General features: G+C 74.3%; 26 protein-coding genes and 2 pseudogenes. 9 read left to right on the top strand and 19 right to left on the bottom strand.

Annotated elements, in window-relative coordinates; all coding sequences use genetic code 11:
- Positions 1-2: 2 nt before the first annotated feature.
- The 4 genes from C8054_RS29430 to C8054_RS29445 are packed head-to-tail and all read right to left on the bottom strand — an operon-like array spanning position 3 to position 3390.
- The gene (locus C8054_RS29430) at positions 3-608 is read right to left on the bottom strand and encodes a DNA-binding response regulator (RefSeq protein ID WP_107162421.1); all 606 of its coding nucleotides are present in this window, start codon (positions 606-608) and stop codon (positions 3-5) included.
- Positions 605-1747 carry a sensor histidine kinase gene (locus C8054_RS29435; RefSeq protein WP_107162422.1) on the bottom strand — a complete coding sequence of 381 codons (1143 nt, stop codon included), beginning with the start codon at positions 1745-1747 and terminating at the stop codon, positions 605-607. Before C8054_RS29435 ends, C8054_RS29430 begins: the two co-directional genes overlap by 4 nt.
- Before the next feature lie 19 nt (positions 1748-1766).
- On the bottom strand, positions 1767-2495 hold the full coding sequence (locus C8054_RS29440) for an ABC transporter permease (RefSeq protein ID WP_107162423.1): 729 nt from the start codon (positions 2493-2495) through the stop codon (positions 1767-1769).
- Position 2496: 1 nt separating this feature from the next.
- Positions 2497-3390: an ABC transporter ATP-binding protein gene (locus tag C8054_RS29445; RefSeq protein ID WP_107162424.1), complete on the bottom strand. Its 894-nt coding sequence runs from the start codon at positions 3388-3390 to the stop codon at positions 2497-2499.
- Between the two features lie 123 nt (positions 3391-3513).
- Between C8054_RS29445 and C8054_RS29450 the strand changes: the two genes are divergently transcribed.
- On the top strand, positions 3514-3744 hold the full coding sequence (locus tag C8054_RS29450; protein ID WP_107162425.1) for a hypothetical protein: 231 nt from the start codon (positions 3514-3516) through the stop codon (positions 3742-3744).
- A gap of 51 nt (positions 3745-3795) precedes the next feature.
- Positions 3796-4938, top strand: a complete 1143-nt coding sequence (locus tag C8054_RS29455) for a winged helix DNA-binding domain-containing protein (RefSeq protein WP_107162426.1) — start codon at positions 3796-3798, stop codon at positions 4936-4938.
- A 21-nt stretch (positions 4939-4959) separates the two neighbouring features.
- On the opposite strand, the gene C8054_RS32420 is transcribed toward C8054_RS29455, so the two are convergent.
- The gene (locus tag C8054_RS32420; protein WP_199199978.1) at positions 4960-5640 is read right to left on the bottom strand and encodes a hypothetical protein; all 681 of its coding nucleotides are present in this window, start codon (positions 5638-5640) and stop codon (positions 4960-4962) included.
- Positions 5641-5704: 64 nt separating this feature from the next.
- Positions 5705-6013 (bottom strand): annotated as a pseudogene (locus C8054_RS29465) (trans-aconitate 2-methyltransferase); the annotation flags it as partial.
- Between the two features lie 53 nt (positions 6014-6066).
- Between C8054_RS29465 and C8054_RS29470 the strand changes: the two are divergent.
- Positions 6067-6972: an aminoglycoside phosphotransferase family protein gene (locus C8054_RS29470; RefSeq protein WP_233220234.1), complete on the top strand. Its 906-nt coding sequence runs from the start codon at positions 6067-6069 to the stop codon at positions 6970-6972.
- On the opposite strand, the gene C8054_RS29475 is transcribed toward C8054_RS29470, so the two are convergent.
- Positions 6947-7897 carry a LysR family transcriptional regulator gene (locus tag C8054_RS29475; protein ID WP_107162428.1) on the bottom strand — a complete coding sequence of 317 codons (951 nt, stop codon included), beginning with the start codon at positions 7895-7897 and terminating at the stop codon, positions 6947-6949. The two genes, C8054_RS29470 and C8054_RS29475, sit on opposite strands and share 26 nt — an antisense overlap.
- A 91-nt stretch (positions 7898-7988) precedes the next feature.
- On the opposite strand from C8054_RS29475, the gene C8054_RS29480 reads away from it, so the two are divergent.
- On the top strand, positions 7989-9254 hold the full coding sequence (locus C8054_RS29480; RefSeq protein WP_107162429.1) for an MFS transporter: 1266 nt from the start codon (positions 7989-7991) through the stop codon (positions 9252-9254).
- Here the strand turns inward: C8054_RS29480 and map are convergent.
- On the bottom strand, positions 9187-10005 hold the full coding sequence (map, locus tag C8054_RS29485) for a type I methionyl aminopeptidase (protein ID WP_107162430.1): 819 nt from the start codon (positions 10003-10005) through the stop codon (positions 9187-9189). The two genes, C8054_RS29480 and map, sit on opposite strands and share 68 nt — an antisense overlap.
- A 75-nt stretch (positions 10006-10080) precedes the next feature.
- Here map and C8054_RS29490 point away from each other — a divergent pair, with 75 nt between their 5' ends.
- A complete protein-coding gene (locus C8054_RS29490) occupies positions 10081-10347 on the top strand; it encodes a helix-turn-helix domain-containing protein (protein WP_107162431.1) in 267 nt (88 codons plus the stop codon).
- Between the two features lie 109 nt (positions 10348-10456).
- On the opposite strand, the gene C8054_RS29495 is transcribed toward C8054_RS29490, so the two are convergent.
- Entirely contained in the window at positions 10457-11191 is a 735-nt protein-coding gene (locus C8054_RS29495) for a GNAT family N-acetyltransferase (protein ID WP_107162432.1), read from the bottom strand.
- 279 nt (positions 11192-11470) lie between these two features.
- Between C8054_RS29495 and C8054_RS29500 the strand changes: the two genes are divergently transcribed.
- Positions 11471-12460, top strand: a complete 990-nt coding sequence (locus tag C8054_RS29500) for a HEAT repeat domain-containing protein (RefSeq protein WP_107162433.1) — start codon at positions 11471-11473, stop codon at positions 12458-12460.
- Positions 12461-12513: 53 nt separating this feature from the next.
- Here the strand turns inward: C8054_RS29500 and C8054_RS29505 are convergent, their stop codons facing one another.
- Both C8054_RS29505 and C8054_RS33310 read right to left on the bottom strand, forming a co-directional pair.
- Positions 12514-13119, bottom strand: coding sequence for a class I SAM-dependent methyltransferase (locus tag C8054_RS29505; protein ID WP_107162434.1), 606 nt, complete (start codon positions 13117-13119; stop codon positions 12514-12516).
- Positions 13120-13170: 51 nt separating this feature from the next.
- Positions 13171-13654, bottom strand: a pseudogene (locus C8054_RS33310) (phosphotransferase); the annotation flags it as partial.
- 22 nt (positions 13655-13676) lie between these two features.
- On the opposite strand from C8054_RS33310, the gene C8054_RS29515 reads away from it, so the two are divergent.
- On the top strand, positions 13677-14282 hold the full coding sequence (locus C8054_RS29515; RefSeq protein ID WP_107162435.1) for a YdeI family protein: 606 nt from the start codon (positions 13677-13679) through the stop codon (positions 14280-14282).
- Positions 14283-14298: 16 nt separating this feature from the next.
- On the opposite strand, the gene C8054_RS29520 is transcribed toward C8054_RS29515, so the two are convergent.
- Complete coding sequence (locus tag C8054_RS29520) at positions 14299-15219, bottom strand: NAD(P)-dependent oxidoreductase (RefSeq protein WP_233220236.1); 921 nt, start codon at positions 15217-15219, stop codon at positions 14299-14301.
- Between the two features lie 58 nt (positions 15220-15277).
- Here C8054_RS29520 and C8054_RS29525 point away from each other — a divergent pair, with 58 nt between their 5' ends.
- Complete coding sequence (locus C8054_RS29525; protein WP_107162436.1) at positions 15278-15637, top strand: MerR family transcriptional regulator; 360 nt, start codon at positions 15278-15280, stop codon at positions 15635-15637.
- Between the two features lie 99 nt (positions 15638-15736).
- Here C8054_RS29525 and C8054_RS29530 read toward each other — a convergent pair whose 3' ends face one another.
- From C8054_RS29530 to C8054_RS29545, 4 genes are all read right to left on the bottom strand, one after another.
- Positions 15737-16147 carry an SRPBCC family protein gene (locus C8054_RS29530; protein ID WP_107162437.1) on the bottom strand — a complete coding sequence of 137 codons (411 nt, stop codon included), beginning with the start codon at positions 16145-16147 and terminating at the stop codon, positions 15737-15739.
- Between the two features lie 45 nt (positions 16148-16192).
- Positions 16193-16774, bottom strand: coding sequence for a YciI family protein (locus C8054_RS29535; RefSeq protein WP_107162438.1), 582 nt, complete (start codon positions 16772-16774; stop codon positions 16193-16195).
- A gap of 156 nt (positions 16775-16930) precedes the next feature.
- On the bottom strand, positions 16931-17131 hold the full coding sequence (locus C8054_RS29540; protein WP_107162439.1) for a hypothetical protein: 201 nt from the start codon (positions 17129-17131) through the stop codon (positions 16931-16933).
- Positions 17132-17200: 69 nt separating this feature from the next.
- Complete coding sequence (locus tag C8054_RS29545) at positions 17201-17773, bottom strand: TetR/AcrR family transcriptional regulator (protein ID WP_199199974.1); 573 nt, start codon at positions 17771-17773, stop codon at positions 17201-17203.
- An 81-nt stretch (positions 17774-17854) separates the two neighbouring features.
- Here C8054_RS29545 and C8054_RS29550 point away from each other — a divergent pair, with 81 nt between their 5' ends.
- On the top strand, positions 17855-18793 hold the full coding sequence (locus tag C8054_RS29550; protein ID WP_233220237.1) for an alpha/beta fold hydrolase: 939 nt from the start codon (positions 17855-17857) through the stop codon (positions 18791-18793).
- A 3-nt stretch (positions 18794-18796) separates the two neighbouring features.
- On the opposite strand, the gene C8054_RS29555 is transcribed toward C8054_RS29550, so the two are convergent.
- The 3 genes from C8054_RS29555 to C8054_RS29565 all read right to left on the bottom strand — a co-directional run.
- Positions 18797-19231, bottom strand: coding sequence for an NUDIX domain-containing protein (locus C8054_RS29555; RefSeq protein WP_107162448.1), 435 nt, complete (start codon positions 19229-19231; stop codon positions 18797-18799).
- Between the two features lie 186 nt (positions 19232-19417).
- The gene (locus C8054_RS29560; protein ID WP_107162440.1) at positions 19418-21229 is read right to left on the bottom strand and encodes an acyl-CoA dehydrogenase; all 1812 of its coding nucleotides are present in this window, start codon (positions 21227-21229) and stop codon (positions 19418-19420) included.
- Between the two features lie 17 nt (positions 21230-21246).
- A partial coding sequence (locus C8054_RS29565) for a 26S protease regulatory subunit (protein WP_107162441.1) occupies positions 21247-22380 on the bottom strand: 1134 nt, incomplete at its 5' end.

The raw sequence follows: 22380 nt of genomic DNA on the forward strand, positions 1-22380 counted from the left end.
CGTCAGAGCCAGCCGTTCGCCCGCGCGGTCCGCGCCGCCTCGATCCGGTTGCGGGTGCCGGTCTTGCCGATCGCCGCCGACAAGTAGTTGCGGACCGTGCTCTCCGACAGGTGCAGCTCGCCGGCGATGTCGGCCACGGTGGCCCCGTCCTCGGCGGTGGCAAGCACCGCGCGTTCCCGGTCGGTCAGCGGGTCGGGACCGGCCGACAGCGCCGCCGCCGCCAACACCGGGTCGATCACCCGCTCGCCGGCCAGCACCCGCCGGACCGCCGCCGCCAACTCCGCCACCGGCCCGTCCTTCACCAGGAAACCCCGGGCGCCGGCCTCCATCGCCCGGCGGAGGTAGCCGGGCCGGCCGAACGTGGTCAAAATGAGCACCCGGCAGTCGGGCACCTCGGTGCGTAGCGCGGCGGCGGCCTCCAGACCGGTGCCGTCGGGCATCTCGATGTCGAGCAGCGCCACGTCCGGCCGGGTCCGCCGGGCCGCCGCCACCGCGCCCGCGCCGGTGCTCTCCTCGGCCACCACCTCGAGGTCCGGTTCGAGGTTCAGCAGCAGAGCCAACGCGCCCCGCATCATGCCCTGGTCCTCGGCGAGGAGCAGCCGGATCACGTCGGCACCGCCGCGGCCGGCCGCCGGTCGATCCGGGCGGTGAGCAGCAGGCCGCCGCCGGGCGCCGGTCCGACGTCCAGCGTGCCCCGGGCCCGGCCCAGCCGCTCGGCGAGTCCACGCAGCCCGTTGCCGAGCCCGGGCCGGCCGCCGATGCCGTCGTCCCGCACGGTCAGCACCGACCCGCCGCGTCCGGTGTGCAGCGCGATCTCGCACCGGGACGCCCGGCTGTGCCGCAGCACGTTCGTCACCGCCTCGCGGAGCACCCAGCCGAACACGTCGTCGGCGGCCACGCCGAGCGGGTCACCGCTGCGGCGTACCGTCACCGCGATCCCCGCGTCAGCCAGGGCGACCCGGGCGTTCGCCAGCTCCCGGCCGAAGCTGTGGTCCCGGTAACCGGTGACCGCCTCGCGGACCTCCGCGAGCGCGGTCCGGCCGATCCGCTCGATGTCCGCGGCCTCCGTCGCCGCCCGGTCCGGGTCGGTCCGGGCCAGCCGGCGGGCCACCTCCGCCTTGACCACCACCAACGACAGCGTGTGCCCGAGCAGGTCGTGCAGGTCCCGGGCGAACCGGAGCCGTTCCTGCCGCACCGCCGAACGGGCCAGCTCCCGCTGGGTCCGGCGCAGCTCGTCGACGAGCTGCGCCATCCGGGCGAACGCCAGCGTCATGGCCCCGGCGAGCATGGTGACCAGCGCGGTCTGCGCGGTGTCGGCGACCGGCGCGCCCCGAGCCGCGCCGATCACCGGAACCGCCGCGACCGCGACGCCGACCCAGGCGGCGCCCCGCGCCGGCCGGGCCACCGTCACGGCGCCCGCCGCCGCCACGTACATCAGCAGGATCAGCCAGCCGCCCGGCCCACCGGCGTAGGCGCCGGCCAGGCCGGCGCCGAGCAGCGCGAACAGCGCCAGTCCGAGGCGCCGGAGGGTCGGCGGGACCGGCAGGGACGCCACCGGCACGGCCACCAACGCGAGGTAGAGCAGCGCGAACGCGACCAGTCCGACGGCCGCCGGCGCGGCGGGCCGCACCCGGCCCCCGGCGATCGCGGCGGCCGGCGGGACCAGCAGCCAGAACCACAGCGTGTGGGCCGCGACCAGCGCGATGCCGCGTCGCCGCCGGGCGGCGTCCGGGTCGGTGACGGCCATGGCAGACACCGTACGACCGTCAGCGGCGGCCGGTCGAGCGACGGTACGCGCCGGTCGCCAACCCGGCGAACGCCACCGTCCAGGCGAGCAGCACCGTCAACCCGACCGGGCTGGGCGCCCGACCGTCGACCGTCCGCCAGCCCAGTTCGGCGAACCGGTACGTGGGCAGCGCGTGCGCCAGGTCCCGCAGCGCGTCCGGGAAGTAGGCCACCGGCACGAGCAGGCCACCGAGCACGGACAGGGTGAGGAAGGCGAGGAAGACGGCCGGCTGGGCGAGGTGCGGCGCGAGTCCGTACCCGATGGCGAGCCCGAGCAGCGCGAACGGCGCGGTGCCGACCCACAGCAGCGCCACCAGCGCCGCCCAGCGGCCGGCGGAGAGCGTGACGTGGTGCTGGAGCACGCCGGTGAGGCCCACCGCGACGACCGCCGGTACGCCGCTGAGCATGCTGGTGAGGGCCTTGGCGGCCAGCACCCGGCCGGGTGGCAGCGGGGTGACACGGAGCTGACGCAGCCAACCCGACGCGCGCTCCTGGGCGACCGACCCGGCCACCGTGAGCGCACCGGCCACCGCGCCGTAGCCGGCCAGGCCGACCATCAGCGCGGTCGCGGCGTCGAGGCCGGACAACCGGTCGTCGCCGGCCAGCGGCGAAAAGATCAGGTACGTGACGACCGGCCCCAGGACCGTGAACATCGTCAGCCGGGGGTCCCGGACCAGCCGCCGCAGCTCGAATCGCAGGTAGGCGCGCATGTCAGGACTCCGTTCCGGTCGAGGTGAGCGCGAGGAAGGCGGCTTCCAGGCCGGGGGCGGCGACCTCCAGGCCCCGGAAACCCCGGCCGGTCGCGAGCGCGAGCACCGTCGCGTCGGCGTCGGTGGTGGTGAGGACCACCCGCTCGCCGCGCACCTCCACCGACCGCACCGCGGGCAGCTCCGCGAGGCCGTCGACCGGCCCGCCGGCGAGATCGAAGGCGACGGTACGGGCGCCGGCCAGCGCGCGGATCCGGGCGGGCGGCCCGTCCGCCACCACCCGGCCGGCGGCGAGCACCACCACGCGGTCGGCGTACTCGTCGGCCTCGTGCAGCTGGTGGGTGCTGAACAGCACGGTGTGGCCGTCGTCGGCGTACCGCCGGATGGCCGCCCAGAACGTCCGCCGGGCGTCGACGTCGAGCGCGGTGGTGGGCTCGTCGAGGACCAGCAGGTCCGGCTCGCCGGCCAGCGCGAACGCGAACCGGACGCGCTGCGCCTCACCGCCGGAGAGGCGGTCCGCCCGGCGCGCGGCCAGCTCGGTGAGGCCGGCCAGGTCGAGGATCCGGTCGGTGTCCAGCGGGCGGGCGTGCAGCGCCCGGGCCAGCCCGACCAGGTCACCGACGGTGGCGCCGGGCACGAAGCCGGCGTGCTGGAGCATCGCGCCGACCCGGCCGGCCCGCACCGCCTCGGCGGGCTCCCGGCCGAACACCGCAGCCGTGCCGGCGTCGGCCGGGAGAAGTCCCAGCAGGATCTCCAGCGTGGTGGTCTTGCCGGCGCCGTTGGGGCCGAGCAGGGCGACCGTGCTCCCCGGCGGGATGATCAGGTCGAGTGCGTCGACGGCCCGCACCGGGCCGTAGCGCCGGGTGAGCCCGGCCAGTCGTACCGCGTCGTCGTCCACACCGGAGACGGTAGAAGCCGGTGGTGGTGGGACGGCAGGGCCGGCGATACCCGACCGGCCGGTACAAATGTCACCACGATCTCTTCCGTTTGCCGTGCCGGGCGACCGGGTAGCCGACGCTCCATGATGGATTCACGGGGCAAGGCGATCGGGCGTTACCTCCTGCGACTGGTCGGCGGGGTGTCGGTGATCATCGGTCTGCTCATGGTGTTCGGCAGTCTCGCCGACGGCAACCTCGTCGGCATCGTGCTCAGCGCCGTGCTCATCGGCGGCGGGGTGTTCGCGCTCAAGCGTTCCGGCGGCCCCCGTCGGGCGGGCGAACCGGGATCGGTGGCCCGCCCGGCGTCGCACTGACCCGGCTGCCGGCTACCGGCGTTTGTCGGTGCCTGCGCCTAGGCTGGGGCGATGGTCGACCGGCGTCAGGTGATGAGTTTCCGCGTGCGGGCCCAGCAACTCGACCGCGTCGAGGGCGCGCTCGTCGACACCGCCGTGCTCGACCTGGGCGTGCAGGACACCGGCCCGGACGGCGCCCGCTGGGCGCTGGCCCTGCGGGGGGTCGACGCGTCGGCGCTCTCCGACGACGAGGTGGTCCTGCTGTGGACGGTGCGCGGCGCGCCCCACCTCTACCGCCGCGCCGACGTCGGCCGGGTCGCGGCCGCGGTCGAGCCGTTCACCGACGCCGACGCCGGCAAGCGCATCTACGATGCCGCCAGACCGTTGAAGGCGGCCGGCATCGGCATCGTGACCGCGCTCGACGAGGTGGCCGGGCGGATGCGCGCGATCGTCACCGAGCCGACCGTCAAGGGCGACGTCTCGGCCCGCCTCGCCACCCAGCTCCCCGAGCCCTACCTGCGGTTCTGCCGGCCCTGCCAGGCCACCCACCTCTACGAGATGCCGTTCCGGCTGGCCGCCGTGCGCGCCGGGCTGGAGCTGACGCCCGGCACGTCCCCACCGGTGCTGCGCCGCATCCCGGCGTTCCGCCGGGCGGCGGACCCCGGCGACCGGTTCGACCTGGTCCGCGCCTATCTCCGGCTGCTCGGCCCGGCCACCCCGAAGCACGTGGCCGACTACCTCGACGCCCCGGTCAAGGACGTGCGGGCGCGCTGGCCGCAGGACGTGGTGGAGGTGCCGGTCGACGGCGAGACCCGCTGGCTGCTCGCCGAGGACGAGACGGCGACGGCGACGGCCGGGGCCACGGTGACCCGGCTGCTCGGCCCGTACGACCTGTTCCTCCAGGCGAAGGACCGCGCGACGCTGGTGCCGGACCCGGCCCGGGCCAAGGAGCTGTGGCCGGTGCTGGGCCGTCCCGGCGCTGTCCTGGTCGACGGTGACCTGGTCGGCACCTGGCGGCCCCGCAAGTCCGGCGCGAGGCTGACGGTCGCCGTGCAGCCTTGGCAGAAGCTCCCCGACAGCCGCCGCCGGGCGGTCGTCGAGCAGGCCGAACTCCTCGCCACGCACCGCTCGGCCGCGCTCGCCGCTGTCGAGCAGGCCGAACTCCTCGCCACGCACCGCTCGGCCGCGCTCGCCGCTGTCGAGTTCGCCGACTGACAGGAGCCATGACGTCTGTCGTCAGGCGAAGCAATCGATCGTCGCGGGCACCAGGCCGTGGCGGCGTGCCACGTCGGTGAGCCGGCGCAGCAGCGGACGCAGCGCGTCCCGGTGCGCCGGCTCGACGGTCACGTCCAGGCACCACGCCACACCGCCGCCGACGCGGCGCAGGTCCCAGCGGAAGGTGGTGTCGTCGACGTGTAGCCGCCCGGTGCCGGCGACACCCGGGCCGGTGCCGTCGGAGAGCCGCAGGGCGGTCCGGAGGCCGGCCAGCCGCCCGTTGTCGAGTTCACCGGCGAACAGCACCCGCCACACCGGCGGTCCGTCGCCGAGCCGCAGCGGCGCCACGGCCGCCAGCGGCACGTCGTCCCGGAAGTGGCCGCGCAGCACGTCCTCGTCCGGCAGCGCGCCGCCGCCCGACCGGAGGTACGCCTCCTCGGCGGCGGCCCTGGTGACCGCCCGCAGCCGGGCCCGGACGCCGGGGTCCGCGCGGACCGCGCGGGCGAACGCGGCGGAACTCCACCACCCGCCGTCCGCCGGGGTCCAACCGGCGGTCCGCAGGCGCGTCGCCGAAAGATCGTCGGCCAGCACCCACTCCTCGACCAGCAGCCCGGGCGGCGCGGCCGGCGCACCGGCCGGGCACAGCAGGTAGTAGTCGAACGCGGACGTGACGGCGGACGACGTCACCGAGGTGGCGGACACCAGGGCACGGTACCGCCGTCACCGGTGGGCGAAGACGAAGCCGCCCTCGACACCGGTCGAGGCGGGTCATCGAACCCACCTCGAAGCGCAGCCCGGGGTGGTCCCGCCGGGCCACCTCGATCATGCCGGGTGACAGGTCGACGCCGAACGCGTCCAGACCGAGCCCGTGCAGGTGGCCGGTGATCCGGCCGGGGCCGCACCCGACGTCGGCCACCGGCCCGCCGCCCCGGGCCCGCACCAGCTCGGTGAAGAGCGCCAGGATGCCCCGCTGGAACGGTTCCTCGGTGAGCGCGTCCCGCAGCAGGTCGGCGTAGCTGACCGCCACCGTGTCGTAGGAGGTGCGGATGTCGGCGAGCCAGTCGGGAGCCCTCACGTCGGGCAGGGTAACCGGTTGCGGGCGCGCGCCGGGCCGGCCAGGCTGCCGGCATGCCGATGCACGAGGGCGAACTCACGGTCGCGCCGGAGACGGTTCGCGCCCTGGTGGATGCGCAGTTCCCCGCGTGGCGGCGCCTGCCGGTGCGGCCGCTGGCGTCCTCCGGCACGGTCAACGCCATCTTCCGGCTGGGCGACCGGTTGACCGCGCGGTTTCCCCGGCAACCGCAGGAGCCGCAGGCGGCGGGGCGCTGGCTGGCTCGTGAGGCGGACGCGGCCCGCGAGATGCGGGGCCGGACCCGGTTTCCCACTCCGGAGCCGGTCGCGCTCGGCCGGCCCGGCGCCGGCTATCCGCTCCCCTGGTCGGTGCAGACCTGGCTGCCCGGCGTCGTGGCGACCGTCGAGGACCCGGGCGACTCGTACGCCTTCGCCGACGATCTCGCCGAGTTCGTCACCGACGTGCGGGCCATCGACACCGGGGGACGCACGTTCGACGGGTCGGGCCGGGGCGGTGTCCTGCTCGCGCACGACGAGTGGATGCAGACCTGCCTGCGGCGCAGCGAAGGGCTGCTGGACGTGCCGCTGCTGCGCCGGTTCTGGACGGCGATGCGGGAGCTGCCCCGAGGCGGGACGCCGGACCGGATGAGCCACACCGATCTGATCCCGGGCAACGTGCTGGTCCGCGCGGGCCGGCTGGCCGGGGTCCTCGACGTGGGTGGGTCGGGCCCGGCCGATCCCGCGCTCGACCTCGTCGGCGGCTGGCATCTGCTGGAAGCCGGGCCCCGCTCGGCGCTGCGTGAGCGGCTCGGCTGCGACGACCTGACGTGGGAACGCGGTCGGGCCTGGGCGTTCGAGCAGGCGATGGGCCTGGTCTGGTACTACCGGGAGTCCAACCCGGTGATGAGCCGACTCGGCCGGCGCACGTTGGAGCGGATCACCGCCGACCCGCCGCCGGGGTGACGGCGGCCCAGGACGGTCGCCACACCGGATCGGGCGGCCGGGTCAGGGCCGCGAGGTGGTCGACGATCGCCCGGAGACCCGGGTGCGGGTTCGTCGTGGGCAGCATCAGCGAGATCGGGTACGCGAGCGTCGGGTTCCGGATCGGGATGCGGCGCAGGTCGTGGCTCGCCGGCCACAGGTACCTGTCGCGCGCGCCGACCACTGTGGCCACGTCGGCGGCGTCGGCCAGGGTGTCGAGGAGCACCTCGTCGCCGAAGTTCGGGCCGGCCGCGTCGATGCGGAGGTCGAAGGCGGTGGCGAGCTGGTCGTAGAACTCCGACCATTCGCTGTGCGCCACGATGCCGGGCACCCAGATGCGTAGCCCGCGCAGGTGGGCCGGGGTGAGGGTGCGCGCGGCGGCGAGCGGGTGCCGGGGACCGACGAGCAGTTCCAGCGGCGAGTCGAACGCGTGGACCATCCGGACGTCGGGCGGCAACGTGGCCGGGTCGGTGACGGAGCGGAACGCGGCGTCCAGGTCGCCGGCCCGGACGGCGGCGGCCACCCGGCGCGGGTCGTCGACCCGGAGCGTGACCACGTCCAGGCGGGTGCCGGGGTGGGCGCGCCAGTAGTCGTGCAGGACGACGGCCTGTGCGCTGCGCAGGCCGAGCACGTCGACGCGCAGCGCCCGGGAGCCGGGCCGGAGCGCGGCGACGGCCCGGTCGGCGTTCGCCACGATGCCGCGGGCGTGCGGGAGGAACGTCCGGCCGTCGGGGGTCAGGTCGACGCCGCGGGCGGTCCGGGTGAACAGGCGGACCGACAGCTCACGTTCCAGCGCGGCGACCCGTTTGGAGACGGCCTGCTGGGTGACCCCCAGCTCGTCGGCGGCATGTTGGAACTGTCCGACGTCGGCGGCCCGGACGAACGATCGCACTGCCTCGGAGTCCACCGGCTCAGCCTAGGGCCGTCCAACCGGTGGTTGTGGCTCGCCCGGGCGCGGTTGTTTGATCACGCGCGCCGGCGACCGGTCTGATGCGGCGGTGGCACGGGATCAGGACTTCAACCGGCTGTGGTCGGCGTACGCGGTCAGCACGTACGGCACGTGGCTCGCGTTCGGCGCGTTCCCGCTGCTCGCGGTGCGGGAGCTGCACTCGTCGGCGTTCGCGGTGTCGCTGCTGGAGGCGGCCGGCCTCGCGGTCGCGGCGGTGGTGGCGTTTCCGCTCGCGCCGTGGGTGGAGCACCGGCCGAAGCGCCCGGTGATGATCGGGACGGATCTGGTCCGGTTCGCCGCGACGGCGAGCGTGCCGGTCGCGTACGTGCTCGGGGTGTTGACCTTCGGCCAGCTGCTGGTCGTCGCGGTGGTCTGCGGGAGCGCGGGGATCGCGTTCACGGCCGCGTCCGGCGCGTACCTGAAGCATCTCGTGCCCGCCGACCGGCTGCTGGTCGCGAACGGTCGTCTGGAGGGCACGGCCTGGGTGGCGACGGCGGCCGGCCCGCCGCTGGGCGGTGCGCTGGTCGGGTTGCTCGGCCCGGTCGTCACCGTCGCCGCCGACGCGCTGAGCTACCTGTTGTCGGCGCTCGCGGTCCACCGGATCTCCGGCGGCGACGTGGCGACCGCCCGGGCGGCGGCGCCGCGCGGCGCGGATCTGCTCGGCGGATGGCGGTTCATCCGCCACGATCCGGTCCTGCGCCGGCTGTTCCTCAACTCGGTGCTGGTAAACGGCCTGATCACGGCCACCGTCCCGTTGCTGGCCGTGCTCCTGCTCGGTGCGTACGCGTTTCCGGCCTGGCAGTACGGTCTCGCGTTCGGGTTGCCGGCGCTGGGCGGCTTCGTGGGCGCGCGACTCTCCCCCCGCCTGGTGCGACGGTACGGCGGGCAGCGGGTGCTGACCGCCAGCGGTTGGCTGCGGTCGGTCTTCCCGCTCGGGTTGGCGTTCGTCCGACCCGGCGTCGGTGGGCTCGTCACCGTGATCCTGGTCGAGGGCCTGCTGATCGTGGCGATGGGCGTGTTCAACCCGATCTACGCCACCGAGCGGCTGCGGCGGACCCCCACCGACCACGCGGCCCGGGTGCTCGGCGCGTGGAGCGTCGGCAGCCGGCTCACGTCCGCCGCGCTGACGGTGGTCTGGGGTGGCCTCGCCACGCTCACCGGCCCGCTCGCCGCGATCACCGTCTCCGGCGTGCTGCTGCTCGGCACGCCGCTGCTGCTGCCGGGCGGGACTTCCGTCCGGGCCCGGCTCAGGAGGCGGCGGCGGGCTTGCGGGTGGGGTCGCCCGGCGTGGCGGCGTCGGTGGGACGGCGGGTGAGGACCTGCGGGCCGGAGTCGGTGACGGCGACGGTGTGTTCGGAGTGGGCGGTGCGGGAGCCGTCGGCGGAGCGGATCGTCCAACCGTCGTCGTCGACCCTGATCTTGTCGGTGGTGCGGCACAGCCAGGGTTCGATGGCGATGGTGAGGCCGGGGGTGAGCTTCATGCCCCGGCGGGCGCGACCACTGTTGGCCACGTGCGGGGCCTCGTGCATGGTGCGGCCGATGCCGTGGCCGCCGAACTCGCCGTTGACGCCGTAGCCGTAGGCGTGGGCGACCTCGCCGATCGCGGCGGAGACGTCGCCGAGGCGACCGCCGGGCCGGGCGGCGGCGATGCCGGCCTCCAGCGCGACCTCGGTGGCCTCGATCAGCTTCAGGTCGGCCGGGTCGGGGGTGCCGACGACGAACGAGAGCGCGGAGTCGGCGACCCAGCCGTCGATGCCGACCGCCATGTCGATGCTGAGCAGGTCGCCGTCGCGCAGCACGTAGTCGTGCGGCAGGCCGTGCAGCACCGCGTCGTTGACCGACAGGCACAGCACGTTGCGGAACGGGCCCCGGCCGAACGACGGGGCGTAGTCCCAGTAGCAGGACTCGGCGCCGCGCTCGGCGATCCGGCGGCGGGCGTGGTGCTCGATGTCCATCAGGTTGACGCCGACCGCGGCGACGCCCTTCAGCTCGGCGAGCAGTTCACCGACGAACTGGCCGGTCACCGCCATCCGGCCGATCTCCTCGGCGGACTTGAGCTCGATCACGACAGCCTCCCTCTCCCGGTCCGGTATTTTTATACCACGCCCGCTGCGGGCGTCCCGAGGGGATATCCTGCTGCCATGGTTCGCCAGCCTCTCACCGCCGAACAGATCGCCGCCGGCCGACGCCTCGGCGTCGCCCTGCGATCCGCGCGAGCCGGCCGCAGCCTCGGCGAGGTGGCCCTGGCGGCCGGCATCTCCCCGGAGACGCTCCGCAAGATCGAGGCGGGCCGGCTGCCCGCGCCGGCGTTCGGCACCGTGGTCTGCCTCAGTCAGGCCCTCGACGTCCCGCTCGCCGAGCTGGCCGACACCTGGCTCGCCGACACGCCCGTCCGCCAGGCGTCCTGACCACCGGAACCCAGCCCCTCCCACCACCCGAGTCGACGTGCGCGGCATCGCCGTGGCCGGCGTTCCCCACGACCGCGGCCGGGCGCCGGTCGGGTAGGCCCGCAGGTCGTCACAGGAGGGGACGCCCGCATCCGAGCCGGACGCTGAGCTGACCGCCGAGTACGCGGAAGCCCAGCGCCCGCGCCACGCGCGGCGACGGCCCCGGCCGCGCCCGCCACTGCGGCAGCAGACGACGCGTCAGACCGTCCGCCACCGCTCGGGAGGCGACCGCCCGTGCCAGCCCGCGTCCGCGTTGATCCGGCCTGGTGAGAACGCACAGGTGGGCCGCCTCCCCGGGCCACCGACGGTAGCCGGCCGCGGCGACGACCTGGTTCTCGCGGCGTACGACGAACGCGTGGGAGGTGATGTCGGCCAGCCCGCACTCCTCGGCGTCGTCGGCCGTCACCGACGTCAGGAGCGCGGTGAGATCCGCGTGGTCCCGGGGAAGCACCTCCACCCTGTCGGGTCCCGCCGGCCGGAAACGGTGGCGGTCGGTGTAGGCAAGGCTCGCCGGCCCCAGCGCGTCGGCCACCGGCAGCGCCGCACACAGCCGGTCGGGATCGGTCAGACCACCGACCGGCGCTCCGGGCAGCCCACGGCGGATCAACTCGGCCGTGTCGCCGTCCGGTGCGGTGACCACGGCGGCACCGCCCACCGTGACGATCCCGACCCAGCCCGGTGGACAGAGCAGCGACCTCGCCGAGACGACCACCTCGACGCCGCCGTCCGGAGGAAAGCGCACCGGAACGCCGGCCATCCGGAGCCAGACGTGGCGGGCCCGGTCGAGCAGCGGGTCGGGGTCCATGGGACGGATCCTCACGGCCGGCCCCCGATCGTGCCACCCAATTCACACCGTCCGGGCGCGTCGCGGCCCGACGCGGGGCGGCCCGACGCGCAGCGGGACGTCCATGCGACGGCCCACCCGACCGGCTGACGCGCGAGGTCCGAGCGGGACGATCGACCGGGGTACGCTGACGCCGCCTTTCCGCGGTCGGACGGGAGTGCCCAACCCCGCGGGCCCGCCGCCACGCCTCGGCCGGCACGGGCACCTCCCCGATCCACGCCTCGCCCATGGAGGGCCCGGGTGCCGCTGACCAACCTGCTGCGCATCGCCGACGGCACCCTGGACGACGATCCATGGCCACTCTTACGGGAGTTGGCCGCCAGCGGCGACCGCGCCACCGCGGCGGCGGCACGGGCCGAACTGGAGCGCTACGTCCGCGAACGCAACCGGTACGGCCGGGACCTGATGGCCCACCTCCTGGCCCGGCTGTCCGGCGCCGACGTGTTTCCCCGGCTGCTGCGGCTCCTCGCCGACGCGCGGCACGACGACGAGGCCGACGACGACGGTGAGCAACTGGGGACGGCGCTGGGCCTGGCGACGCTCGCGGACCCGCCCGCGTGCCGGGCCGTCGTCCTCCCGCTGCTCGACGACGGTGACCCGCATCTGCGACGGGCCGCGTTGCAGGCGCTCGGGCACGTGTTCGAGGCGGCGGACCTGGAGCGGCTACGCGCGGCGGCGGCCGACCCCGACCCGGAGATCCGGCGGACCGCGCTCGGCGCGCTGCCGGCGGTGCATCTCGACCCGAGGGCGTACGCGCTGGTCGTCACCGCGCTGCGCGACCCGGACGCCTGGGTCCGTGATCAGGCCGTGCTGCTGCTGGCCTGGTCCGCCCCGCCGGCGGTGGTGGACCATCTGGTCGAGTTGACGGCGGACCCGGCCTGGCCGGTCCGGACCGTGCTGGGCGAGGCGATCGGCCGCCGCGCCGCGCACTCCGACCGCGTCCCGGTCGCGGCAGCCGCGCTGGGCGTGCTCCTCGACGACCCCGAGTCGTCGGTACGCGCCGGGGCGGTGCGCGGCCTCGGCCTGCTCGGCGTGCCACCGGACGCGCTGCGGTCCCGGGTCGACGATCCGGACTGGTGGGTGCGGGCGGCCGTCGCCGGCGTCCTCGCCGCCGCGCTGCCACGCTGGCCACCGGCCCGGCCGCTGCTCGCCCGCCTGAGCGAGGACAGCAACCCGACCGTACGGGCGACGGCGGCGGCGGCGCTCCGGAACTCCGGGCCGGCGTCCTGACGGCGGGGTGGCGCGTCGTTGGGGCGGGCGGCACCCAGCTGACGACGGGCGGTTCAGCCGGCGGCGACCGCCGCGACGGCGGCGTGCGGCCGGCGGCCGGCGTCACCGGGCCGGTGCAGGCGCTCCACCTCGGTGAAGCCGGCCCGGGCCAGCCGCTCGGCGAACGCGTCGACCGGCCAGCGGTAGGCGGTGACGACCTTGTGGTCGAACGCCGCGACCTCGTCGCCGACGAAGATCCCGAGCACCACGGTCGCGCCCGGCGCGGCCACCCGACGGAATTCGGCAAGCACCCGGTCCAGGCCGGCCGGGGGCAGGTGGATCACCGAACCCCAGGCCAGGATGCCGGCGACCCGCCGGTCGGCGACGGGAAGATCCGCCATCGACCCGAGCAGGTAACGACCGGTCGGATGGGCGGCCCGCGCGTGGGCGATGAACTCGCCGACGATGTCGACCCCGGTCGCGTCGGCGTCGTGGGCGCGGAGGAAGTCGGTGAGGTGGCCGGGCCCGCAGCCCAGGTCGAGCACCGGGCCGGGCCGGCCGGTCAGGTGCCGCCGGAGGAATGCGAGATCGTCGGCGTGCACCTGGCCGCTCGTGCCGAACAACGCGATGTAGCGGTCCGCCATGGCCGCGTACGCCCGGCGGACCTGTTCGGTCGTCATGCGCCGACCCTACGGCCCGGGCCGGGACGTCGGCGCCGACCCGGCGGAGTCTCGGGCGGTGGCGTCGGTCAGCGCCTCGGCGAACCCGTCCGCCTGGCCGGTCAGCGGCCCACCCCGGTACGGGTTGGTGGGCGCGTCGCCCGGGGCGGGGTGGTGCAGGGCGGACAGGAAGCCGGCCAGGGCGGTGGCCGCCTCGGCCGCCCGGGTGACGGGCGCGCGGTCGGCCGGCGCCCCCGGCACCCACGTGGTGACCAGTCAGGTGCGGGAACAACGGGGACGGCTCGCCGAGCCGCTGCGGGACCGGAACCGGCAGCGGAAGGCGCGGAGCGAGCCGGGGCACCCAGCGGTGTTCCTTGCGCAGCAACGCGTCGGCGGCCACGGTCGCCCAGGGAAGCCGGACGGCCAGGTCGTCACCGAGCCGCCACACCTGGTTGTCCCATCCCCGCGCACCCGGCCGGAGCGGTCGATCGGCGAGATCCGGATGCTGGTCGTGGAGCAGTTCCCGGACCAGATCGGCGGTGATCTCGTGTGTCATACCGAGGGGTTAGCCTTCCGTCATGCCGGGCATCGAGCTGGAAGAGTTGATCGTCGCGGACGCCGAGGCGCTGCGGGCGTGGTTGTCGGCCCACCATGCCACCTCACCCGGCGTCTGGCTCGCCCTGACCCGCAAGGGCGGCACGGTCACCACGCTGACCTGGCAGCAGGCGGTCGACGAGGCGCTCTGCTTCGGCTGGATCGACGGGCAGGCCCGCAAGCGCGACCTGGAGAGCTCCTGGATCCGGTTCACCCCGCGCCGGCCCCGCAGCTCCTGGTCCCGACGCAACGTCGAGCACGTGGCCCGGCTGGAGGCGGCGGGGCGGATGCGTCCCTCGGGCCGGGCGGCGGTGGAGGCAGCGAAGGCGGACGGGCGCTGGGCAGCCGCCTACGCCCCGCCCTCGGAGGCCGAGGTGCCGGCCGACCTGCTCGCCGCCGTCGCCGCCGAGCCGGCCGCACAGGCCATGTTCGACGTCCTCACCAGCGCCAACCGGTTCGCGCTCATCCACCGGCTGAACGCGGTCAAACGGGCCGAGACCCGGGAGCGGAAGATCCGCGAGTTCGTCGCCATGCTGGCCCGCCACGAGACGCCCCACCCGCAGAAGGCGAAACCTCCGACCACCGGGTGATCCGGCGGTCGCCGTGTCAGCCCGCCCGCGGGGCCACGGCGTCGACTCCGGCTCCGGCGAGCTGCTGAGCGAGCCGGGCGTAGCTGTCGCCGCCGTGGCCGGCCGCGACCGCCCGCTCGATGATGCGGTGGACGGCCTCCAGCGGGGCGGCGTCGATTCCGTGCACGGCGGCGGCGGCCCGCACGTGCGACAGCGCGGAGGCCGCCGACGCGACACTGGAGACGTCGGCCGGAAACTGGCCGGCGGCAAGCTGAGCGGCGAACCGGTCGGTGAGATCGGGCAGCAGGCCGCCGATCCCCTTGGCGAAGCGGGCGAATGCGGCCGGTGCGATGCCCTCGGCGACGGCCAGGGCGAAGGCGTGCGCGAGTCCACCGACGGACATGGCGAACAGGTCGAGCAGCGCCGTCTCGTACGCCGCCGCGCCGCCGACGTCGTCGCCGAGGTGGATGCCGGTGCCGGCGAACGCATCCAGCAGGGCCCGGTGTCGCTGGTAGAGCGCGTGCCGTCCGCTGTAGAGGATCGTCGCGGCGGGTGTGCCGATCGTGGGCGCCGGGGTCAGGATGGCGCCGTCCAGGTAGTCGACGCCACGCCGTGCGGCGAGGTCGGCCATGGCGCGGGCTTCTGCGGCGTGCCCGCTGCTCAGGTTGACCAGAGTGCCTCCGGGCCGGTCGGTGAGGCCGGACGTGCTCGCGCGGACCGCGGCATAGTCGATCATGCAGGCGATCGTGACCGAGGCCGCCCGTACCGCGTCGCCCACCGTGGGCGCGAGCACGGCTCCCCGCGCCACGAGCGGGTCGGCCCGGCCCGGCGTACGGTTCCACACCACCGTCGGGTGCCCGGCGGCGAGCGCGGCAGTGGCGAGTGCCCGGCCCATCGGGCCGAGGCCCAGGACGGCGACGGTGGACCGCTGGTCGATGGGGATGTCATGGTCTGTCACAGCAGCGACGGTAAACCTTCACGTTGACGTGAAGGTCAAGTCCTGTTTGGCTCCGGACATGCGGATCAGTGAACTGGCCCGGCAGACCGGCACCACCCCCCGTGCCCTGCGCTACTACGAGGAACAGGGGCTGCTGCGGCCCGACCGGCACGCAAGCGGGTACCGGCACTACGACGAACAGGCCGTACGCGTGGTGGGGCACATCCAACTGCTGCTCTCCGCCGGCCTGGGCACCGCCGCGATCGCCGAGATCCTGCCCTGCATCCCCGACGACCGGACGGTGCTGGCGCCCACCTGCCCCGAACTTCTCGATGCCCTGGCCGAGGAACGCCACCGCCTCACCGGGTCCATCGAAAAGCTCACGACGGCACGCGCCATCCTGGACCGCATCATCCAGGGCGCCCCCGACCGTCACTGACCGCGGTCAGGACCCGATCCGGGCACACGGCAGCCCGTTCCACCGGGCATGACGCCCATCATGATCGTGCGGCGGCTCCAGCGGTCGGACCGTCGCCCGTCACGACGTCGCGTCGCGTTCCAGGGCCGCCTTCATCTCCGTGATCCCCCGCTCCACCCGCGGCCGCACCACATCCGCCATGTGGTGCGGCAGGACGTCGGTCAGCCAGACGAGCCGGCAGCGGGGGCCTTCGTCGAGCACCTGGAACGCCGCGTGGTGGTAGGTCAACGGCAGGCGCTGCCCCTCGACCACCGCGTACGCCATCCGGCGCAGGTCGTGGTCGACGCCCAGGATGAGTTCCCGGACCTGATGTCCGTCCGGCATGGTCAGGATCCGGACGTCGCCGTCGATCCGGGCGTCGGCGACCCGGCCGGGCAGCAGCCGCCGGTGTACCGCGCCGACATCCGCGACCGCGTCCCAGACCTGCCGGGCGGGCGCGTCGACGATGGCTTCGACACGGACCATGGCCATGACGGGCGTTCCCCTCGCGTCGCTGAGGCACGGCAGGGATGCAGCCTACCGGCCGGACCCGGGCGAGAGACCGGACGACCCGGGTCGACCGCCGAACTGCCAGTTGTGCACCTCGATCCCGGCGTACCGGCTCGGGGTCAGGACGGCGCGGGCGGCGTCCGGCCCGGCGGCCCGGACCACGGCAGCGGTGCCCAGCCACCGGGTTCCGTCGTCGGACAGCAGCGGCCCGTACGCGACCAGCTCGTCCGGACGGGCCGGTACGGCCAGGTCGCCCGCCGGTCCGGCGCCCAGGCCCAGCACCAGGTACCGGTCGCCGCCGAGGCTGCCGCCCGGAAACTCCCACATCGTGCGCCCGAGCGTGTTGCGCCAGCGGCGCAGCAGCACGTCGCGGTACGCGCCGTGCTGATAGTTCGGCTCGTCGAAGGCGAAGGCACGGGCGGCGGCGGGACCGGTCACGTCGACGATGTGCAGGCTCCCGGTCGGCGTGACGCCGTCGTCGGCCAGCGTCGGCCCGCGCGCGATCATCGCGCCCGCGTACCGGTCCATGTAGGACCAGTGCTCCTCCCGCAGCTCGTCGCGAAGGGCGGCGGAACCGGGGCGGTCGCGGTGATAGCACAGGAACTCCATGCGCCACAGTCTCGACCGGCGTCGGCCAGGGGCCAACCGGGTATCCGCCGCGTTCGCACCAGCGGAGCCCGGAACACGTGCCGCACTGAGGACACCGGGGCGCCACCCGGTTACGGATGACGCCCCGAAGACTGGATGAGGCCAGGAGCAGCCGGCTCAGGCGTCGGCGGCGACCGCAAGGTTGAACCGGTCGAGTGCCTCCTTCTTCTCCGGCGGAAGGTCGTCGATGTTGATCGGCTCGTCAGCGTTCGTGTCGCCGTGCAGGTTGTCACCGGCCACCAGGGCCTTGACGATGGCGTCCGCCTCGTCGGTCGTGAAACCCGCGTCGGTCAGGATGTGCGTGGGAAGTTCAGCCATGCGTCGGCAGTACCCCGTGCTCCGCGTCATCTACCCGCGCCGCGCGGCGTTTCCGGGGTCCGGGTACCCCTATCTCTGCGGGATGCGGGCGGCGGCTGCGGCGACGGTGGCCAGGTCCTCGCCCGAGAAGCCGGCGCGGCTCAGCACCGCCAGGGACTTGTTCGTCGCCAGCGTGCACAACGCCCACTCCGCCGCGGCGTGCTCGTCGGCGCCGGCCGCCCGCAACGACTGCTCCAGCATCGCCCGCAGACCATCGATCATGGCGCGGACCGTCGCCTGCCCCGCCGCGTCGAGGGCCGGGAACTGCGCCGCCGACAGGGTGAGCAGGCAGCCGTCCGGGACCGTCGGGTCGGCGATGCGGTTCAGCGTCACCTGGAGGTAGGCGGCCACGACCGCGCTCGGGGTCGGGTGCGCGCCGGCAAGCGCCTGTTCGTACCGCGGGTGGTAGGTCTGCGCGTACCGGTGCAGGCTCTTGCGGAACAGTGCGCTCTTGTCGCCGAAGGTGCCGTAGAGCGAGCTGCGTCCCAGGCCGGTGCCCTCGGTCAGGCGGTCGATCGAGGTCTCCGAATAGCCCCAGCGCCAGAAGACGTGCATCGCACGCCGTAGCGCCTCGTCCACGTCGAACTGCTTGCGGCCGGCCATGACGTCAGACTACTCATCTTGCACCGATCGTTTCAACATGGGTATGGTCACGGCATGCCAACTTGGACCGATCATTCCAGCATGACGACGACCGACACCGTGACCGGCCTGCACGCGCTGCGCCTGCCCGACGGGTTCACCGACGTGTTCACCAGCCGACTCGTGGAACTGGACGGGCTGCGGCTGCACGCCGTCACCGGCGGGGACGGCCCGCCGGTGCTGCTGGTCGGCGGATGGCCCCAGACCTGGTACGCGTGGCGGAAGGTGATGCCGGCGCTCGCCCGCACCCACACCGTCGTCGCCGTCGACCAGCGCGGGGCCGGGCTCTCCGACAAGCCCGACGACGGCTACGACGCCGGCACGCTGGCCGCCGACCTGGTCGCGTTGATGACCGCGCTCGGGCACGACCGCTTCGACGTGGTCGGCCACGACATCGGCACGTGGACCGCGTACGCCCTCGCGGCCGACCACCCCGAGCGGGTGGGCCGACTCGCCGTCGTCGAAGCGGTGATCCCCGGCGTCGTGCCGTCCCCGCCGGCTTTCGGCCCGGCCGCGGTCAACCAGAAGCTCTGGCAGTTCGGCTTCAACCGGCTCACCGACCTCAACGAGGACCTCGTCCGGGGACGGGAGCGGCTCTTCTTCGGCTGGCAGTTCGCCACCAAGGCCGCCACCCCGACCACGATCCCCGCGTACGCCGTCGACGTCTACGTCGACGCGATCACCGCGGATCCCCGGGCGCTTCGGGCGAGCTTCGCGTACTACCGGGCGCTGGACGAGACGATCGCGCAGAACGAGCGGCGCGGCAGGACCCGCCTGACGCTGCCGGTGCTCGCCGTCGGCGGCGGGCTGTGGAGCGGCGCGGGTGCCGCCCAGACGATGCGGCTAGCCGCCGACGACGTCACCGGCGTGGTCCTCGACGACTGCGGCCACTACCCGGCCGAGGAACAGCCGGCGCGGTTCACCGACATCCTGGCGGACTTCCTCGACGGCAAGCCGCTGGCGGGCGTACGGCACGACTGACGGTCAGTCGAACAACCGGCCGACGAGGGCGCCCTGGCCGGACTGCAGGATGTGCGCCGCCCGCAACGGGATCCAGAAGCACTCGAACCGGGTGGGCTCCCGCTCTCCGTCGTGGTTCTCCCGGCTCGCCCACCGCTCGGGCGTCGCCTCGTGCAGCGCCAGCTCGAAGACGCACCGACGCTGGATCTCGAAGCGAAGCGGGCTGATGTCGTACTCGATCACCCCGAGCTCGCGCACGACGGTGAAGTCTGTCAGCCCGGTCTCCTCGCGGGCCTCCCGGAGCGCGGCGTCCGCCGGGTCCTCCCCCGCGCGGACGCTGCCGCCCGGCACCTGGAGGCCCACCTCCTCGTAGCTGAAATCGGTGTGCCGGAAGACGAGCAACCGTCCGTTCCGCACCACGTAGCAGAGCGCCTTGATGGTCATTACCTTCTCGGGCATGGTGCCGGCCCCCTCCACGCTCACCGCAGCCACCCTCCGGGGGGCAACTCTCCTTCGAGCGATATGACACCAAGTCATGAATATGACAGGACGGTATATCCCTCTCCACCCCAAGTCCCCGGGGGAGCGTCACGCAACGTGACGCCGGAATGGGACGAACGGACCGGCACCACACCCGCCTGCGAGTCAGAACCAGCTCTCCCGCATGTCCAGTGTGGTGCGGTCCAGGCTCTCCAGGAGGTCGAACTGCGTCGCCACCTTCGGCAGCTCCCACCGGAAAAAGTACTGCGCCGCCGCCCGCTTCCCGGCGAAGAACTCCCCCTCCGGCGACCCCAGTGCCTCCACCGCCAGCACCTGCTCCAGCCACATCCAGGCGATCACCACGTGCCCGACCGCCTCCAGGTAGACCGAGGCGTTCGCCAGCGCCAACTCCGGGTCGCCCGTGGCCCACAGCCGCCGGGTCACCACCGCGATCCGGTCCAGCGCCGCCCCGAGCCGACCGGCCATCTCGGCGGCCGGCCCGTCCGCCTTCCAGGCCCGGTTCACCGTGGCGCGCATGGTCTCCATCAGCAGTTCCAGCGCCGCGCCGTCGTGCATGATGACCTTGCGGCCGAGCAGGTCGAGCGCCTGGATGCCGTGGGTGCCCTCGTGGATGGCGTTGAGCCGGTTGTCCCGCCAGTGCTGCTCGACGTCGTAGTCGCGGGTGTAGCCGTACCCGCCGTGCACCTGGATGGCCAGGTCGTTGGCGGCCAGGCACCACTGGGACGGCCAGCTCTTGGCGATCGGGGTGAGCAGTTCCAGCAGCAGGTGCGCCCGCTCCCGGTCCGCCCCGTCGGGCGCGGTCTTCTCCTCGTCGAGCAGCCGTCCGCAGTAGAGGACCAGCGCGAGCGCGCCCTCCACGTAGCTCTTCTGGGCCAGCAGCATCCGGCGTACGTCGGGGTGAGCGACGATCGGCACCTGCGGCGCGGTGGGGTCCTTGTCGGCGACCGGCCGGCCCTGCGGCCGTTGCCGGGCGTACGCGACGGACTTCAGGTAGCCGGTGTAGCCGAGCGCGGTGGCACCGGCCCCGATGCCGATGCGCGCCTCGTTCATCATGTGGAACATCAGCGCCAGCCCTCGGTGCGGCTGCCCGACCAGGTAGCCGACCGCGCCGGCCCGTCCGTACGGGCGATGCACGCCCTCACCGAAGTTGAGCAGCGTGTTCGTGGTGCCCCGGTAGCCGAGCTTGTGGTTGAGCCCGACCAGCACCACGTCGTTGCGCGGGCCGAGCGAGCCGTCCTCGTCGAGCAGCACCTTCGGCACGATGAACAGCGACAGGCCCTTGACACCGGGCGGCCCGCCGGGGATGCGGGCGAGCACCAGGTGGACGATGTTCTCGGCGAGTTCGTGGTCCCCGGCGGAGATCCACATCTTGGTGCCGGTGAGCCGGTAGGTGCCGTCGTCCTGCGGCTCGGCGCGGGTGGTGAGGTCGGCCAGCGAGCTGCCGGCCTGCGGCTCGGACAGGCACATGGTGCCGAAGAACCGGCCCTCCACCATCGGCCGGACCCAGGTGTCGACCTGTTCCGGACCGGCGTGGGCGAGCAGCAGGTTGGCGTTGCCGAGCGTGAGGAACGGGTACGCCGAGGTGCCTACGTTGGCGGCCTGGAACCAGGCGAACGCGGCGGCGGCCACCGCGTGCGGGAGCTGCATGCCGCCCACCGACTCGTCCAGGGTGGCGGCGAACAGCCCGGTCTCGGCGAACGCGTCCAGTGCGGCCTTGACCTGCGGGATGGTGCGCACGTGCCCGCCCTCGACGGTGGGTTCGGCGGTGTCGGCGGCGCGGTTGTGCGGGGCGAACCGTTCGGCGGCGACCCGGGCGGCGAGGTCGAGCACCGCGTCGAACGTCTCCCGGGAGTGCTCGGCGTAGCGGGGCCGGTCGGTCAGCCGGGTCACGTCCAGCCAGTCGTGCAGCAGGAACGCCAGGTCGCGGCGGGACAACAGCAGGTCGGACGAGGACACGAACGACTCCTTCCTCCTCAGCCGCGGCGCAGCCCGGCGACGGCCTCCCGCAGGTCATCCTGGCCGATCGGGGCCGGCGGCGCACCCTCCGCGGCCTCCCGCAGCGCCTTGGCGAGTTGCACCCGGCGCAACACCTCGCGCAGGTCCGCGCCGGTGAGCCCGGCCGTGTCGGCGACCAGCGCGGCCGGGTCGAGGTCGTCGGCGAACATCCGGAAACCGGGCCGCTCGTGCCGGTCGATCAGCTCGCGGATCATCTTGGTGAGGATCTCCGCGCGGCCGGTGTCGTCCGGCGCCGGGATGGCGATCTTCAGGTCGAAGCGGCCGGAGCGGATCAGCGAGGCGTCGACGCGCTGCGGGAAGTTGGTGGTGGCCACCACGATGACGTCCGGGTTCTCCTCGAACAGCGTGTTCATCTCCTGCTTGAAGATGCCGGCGACGGCGTTGACCGCCTGGCTGGCCGCGTCGCCGCCGGCGCCCGCGTAGCTGATGATCGAGTCGAACTCGTCGAAGAGCATCACGGTGGGCCGGCGGTAGCGGCGGGCGTCGCGGAAGATGCGCTTGATGTTGCGCTCGGAGCCGCCGAGGTACTTGTCCAGGATCTCCGGCGTGCGGATCTCCACGAAGTCCGCGCCGACCTCGTTGGCGAGCGCCCGGGCCAGCATGGTCTTGCCGGTGCCCGGCGGGCCGTACATCAGGATGCCCTGCGGCCGGCGCGCGCCCCAGCGGGCCATCGCCGCCGGGTGCCGGAACGACACCGCCACCTCGCGGAACCGGGCGACCACGTCGGCCAGGCCGCCGACCTGGTCGAGCGTCACGGTCTCGCTGCGCGGCGCGGTCACCGTCGCGCCGCGCGGCACCGTGAACGGTCGCCGCCCCACCCGGTACGTCCGCCCGCGCAGCACCGTCGGCTCCAGGGTGTCCCCGGTCAGTTCGCGGACGGCCTGGAGCAGCACGCCGAGCACCACGCGCAGGTGCTCCGGTCCCACCTCGGCGCTGGGCACGTCGACGCGGATGCGTACCGTGCCGTTGTCCTGCTCGACGCGGGGGCGCACGCCGGCTTCCTCGGCGGCGCGCAGCACGGCCCGGCCGGCCGGGTCGCGCGGCGGCGTGGCCAGCGCGGTGCCGGCCGGTCGCAGCCCGAGGCGGCGGGT

This window comes from Micromonospora sp. RP3T (assembly GCF_003027925.1).
GTDB lineage: Bacteria > Actinomycetota > Actinomycetes > Mycobacteriales > Micromonosporaceae > Micromonospora.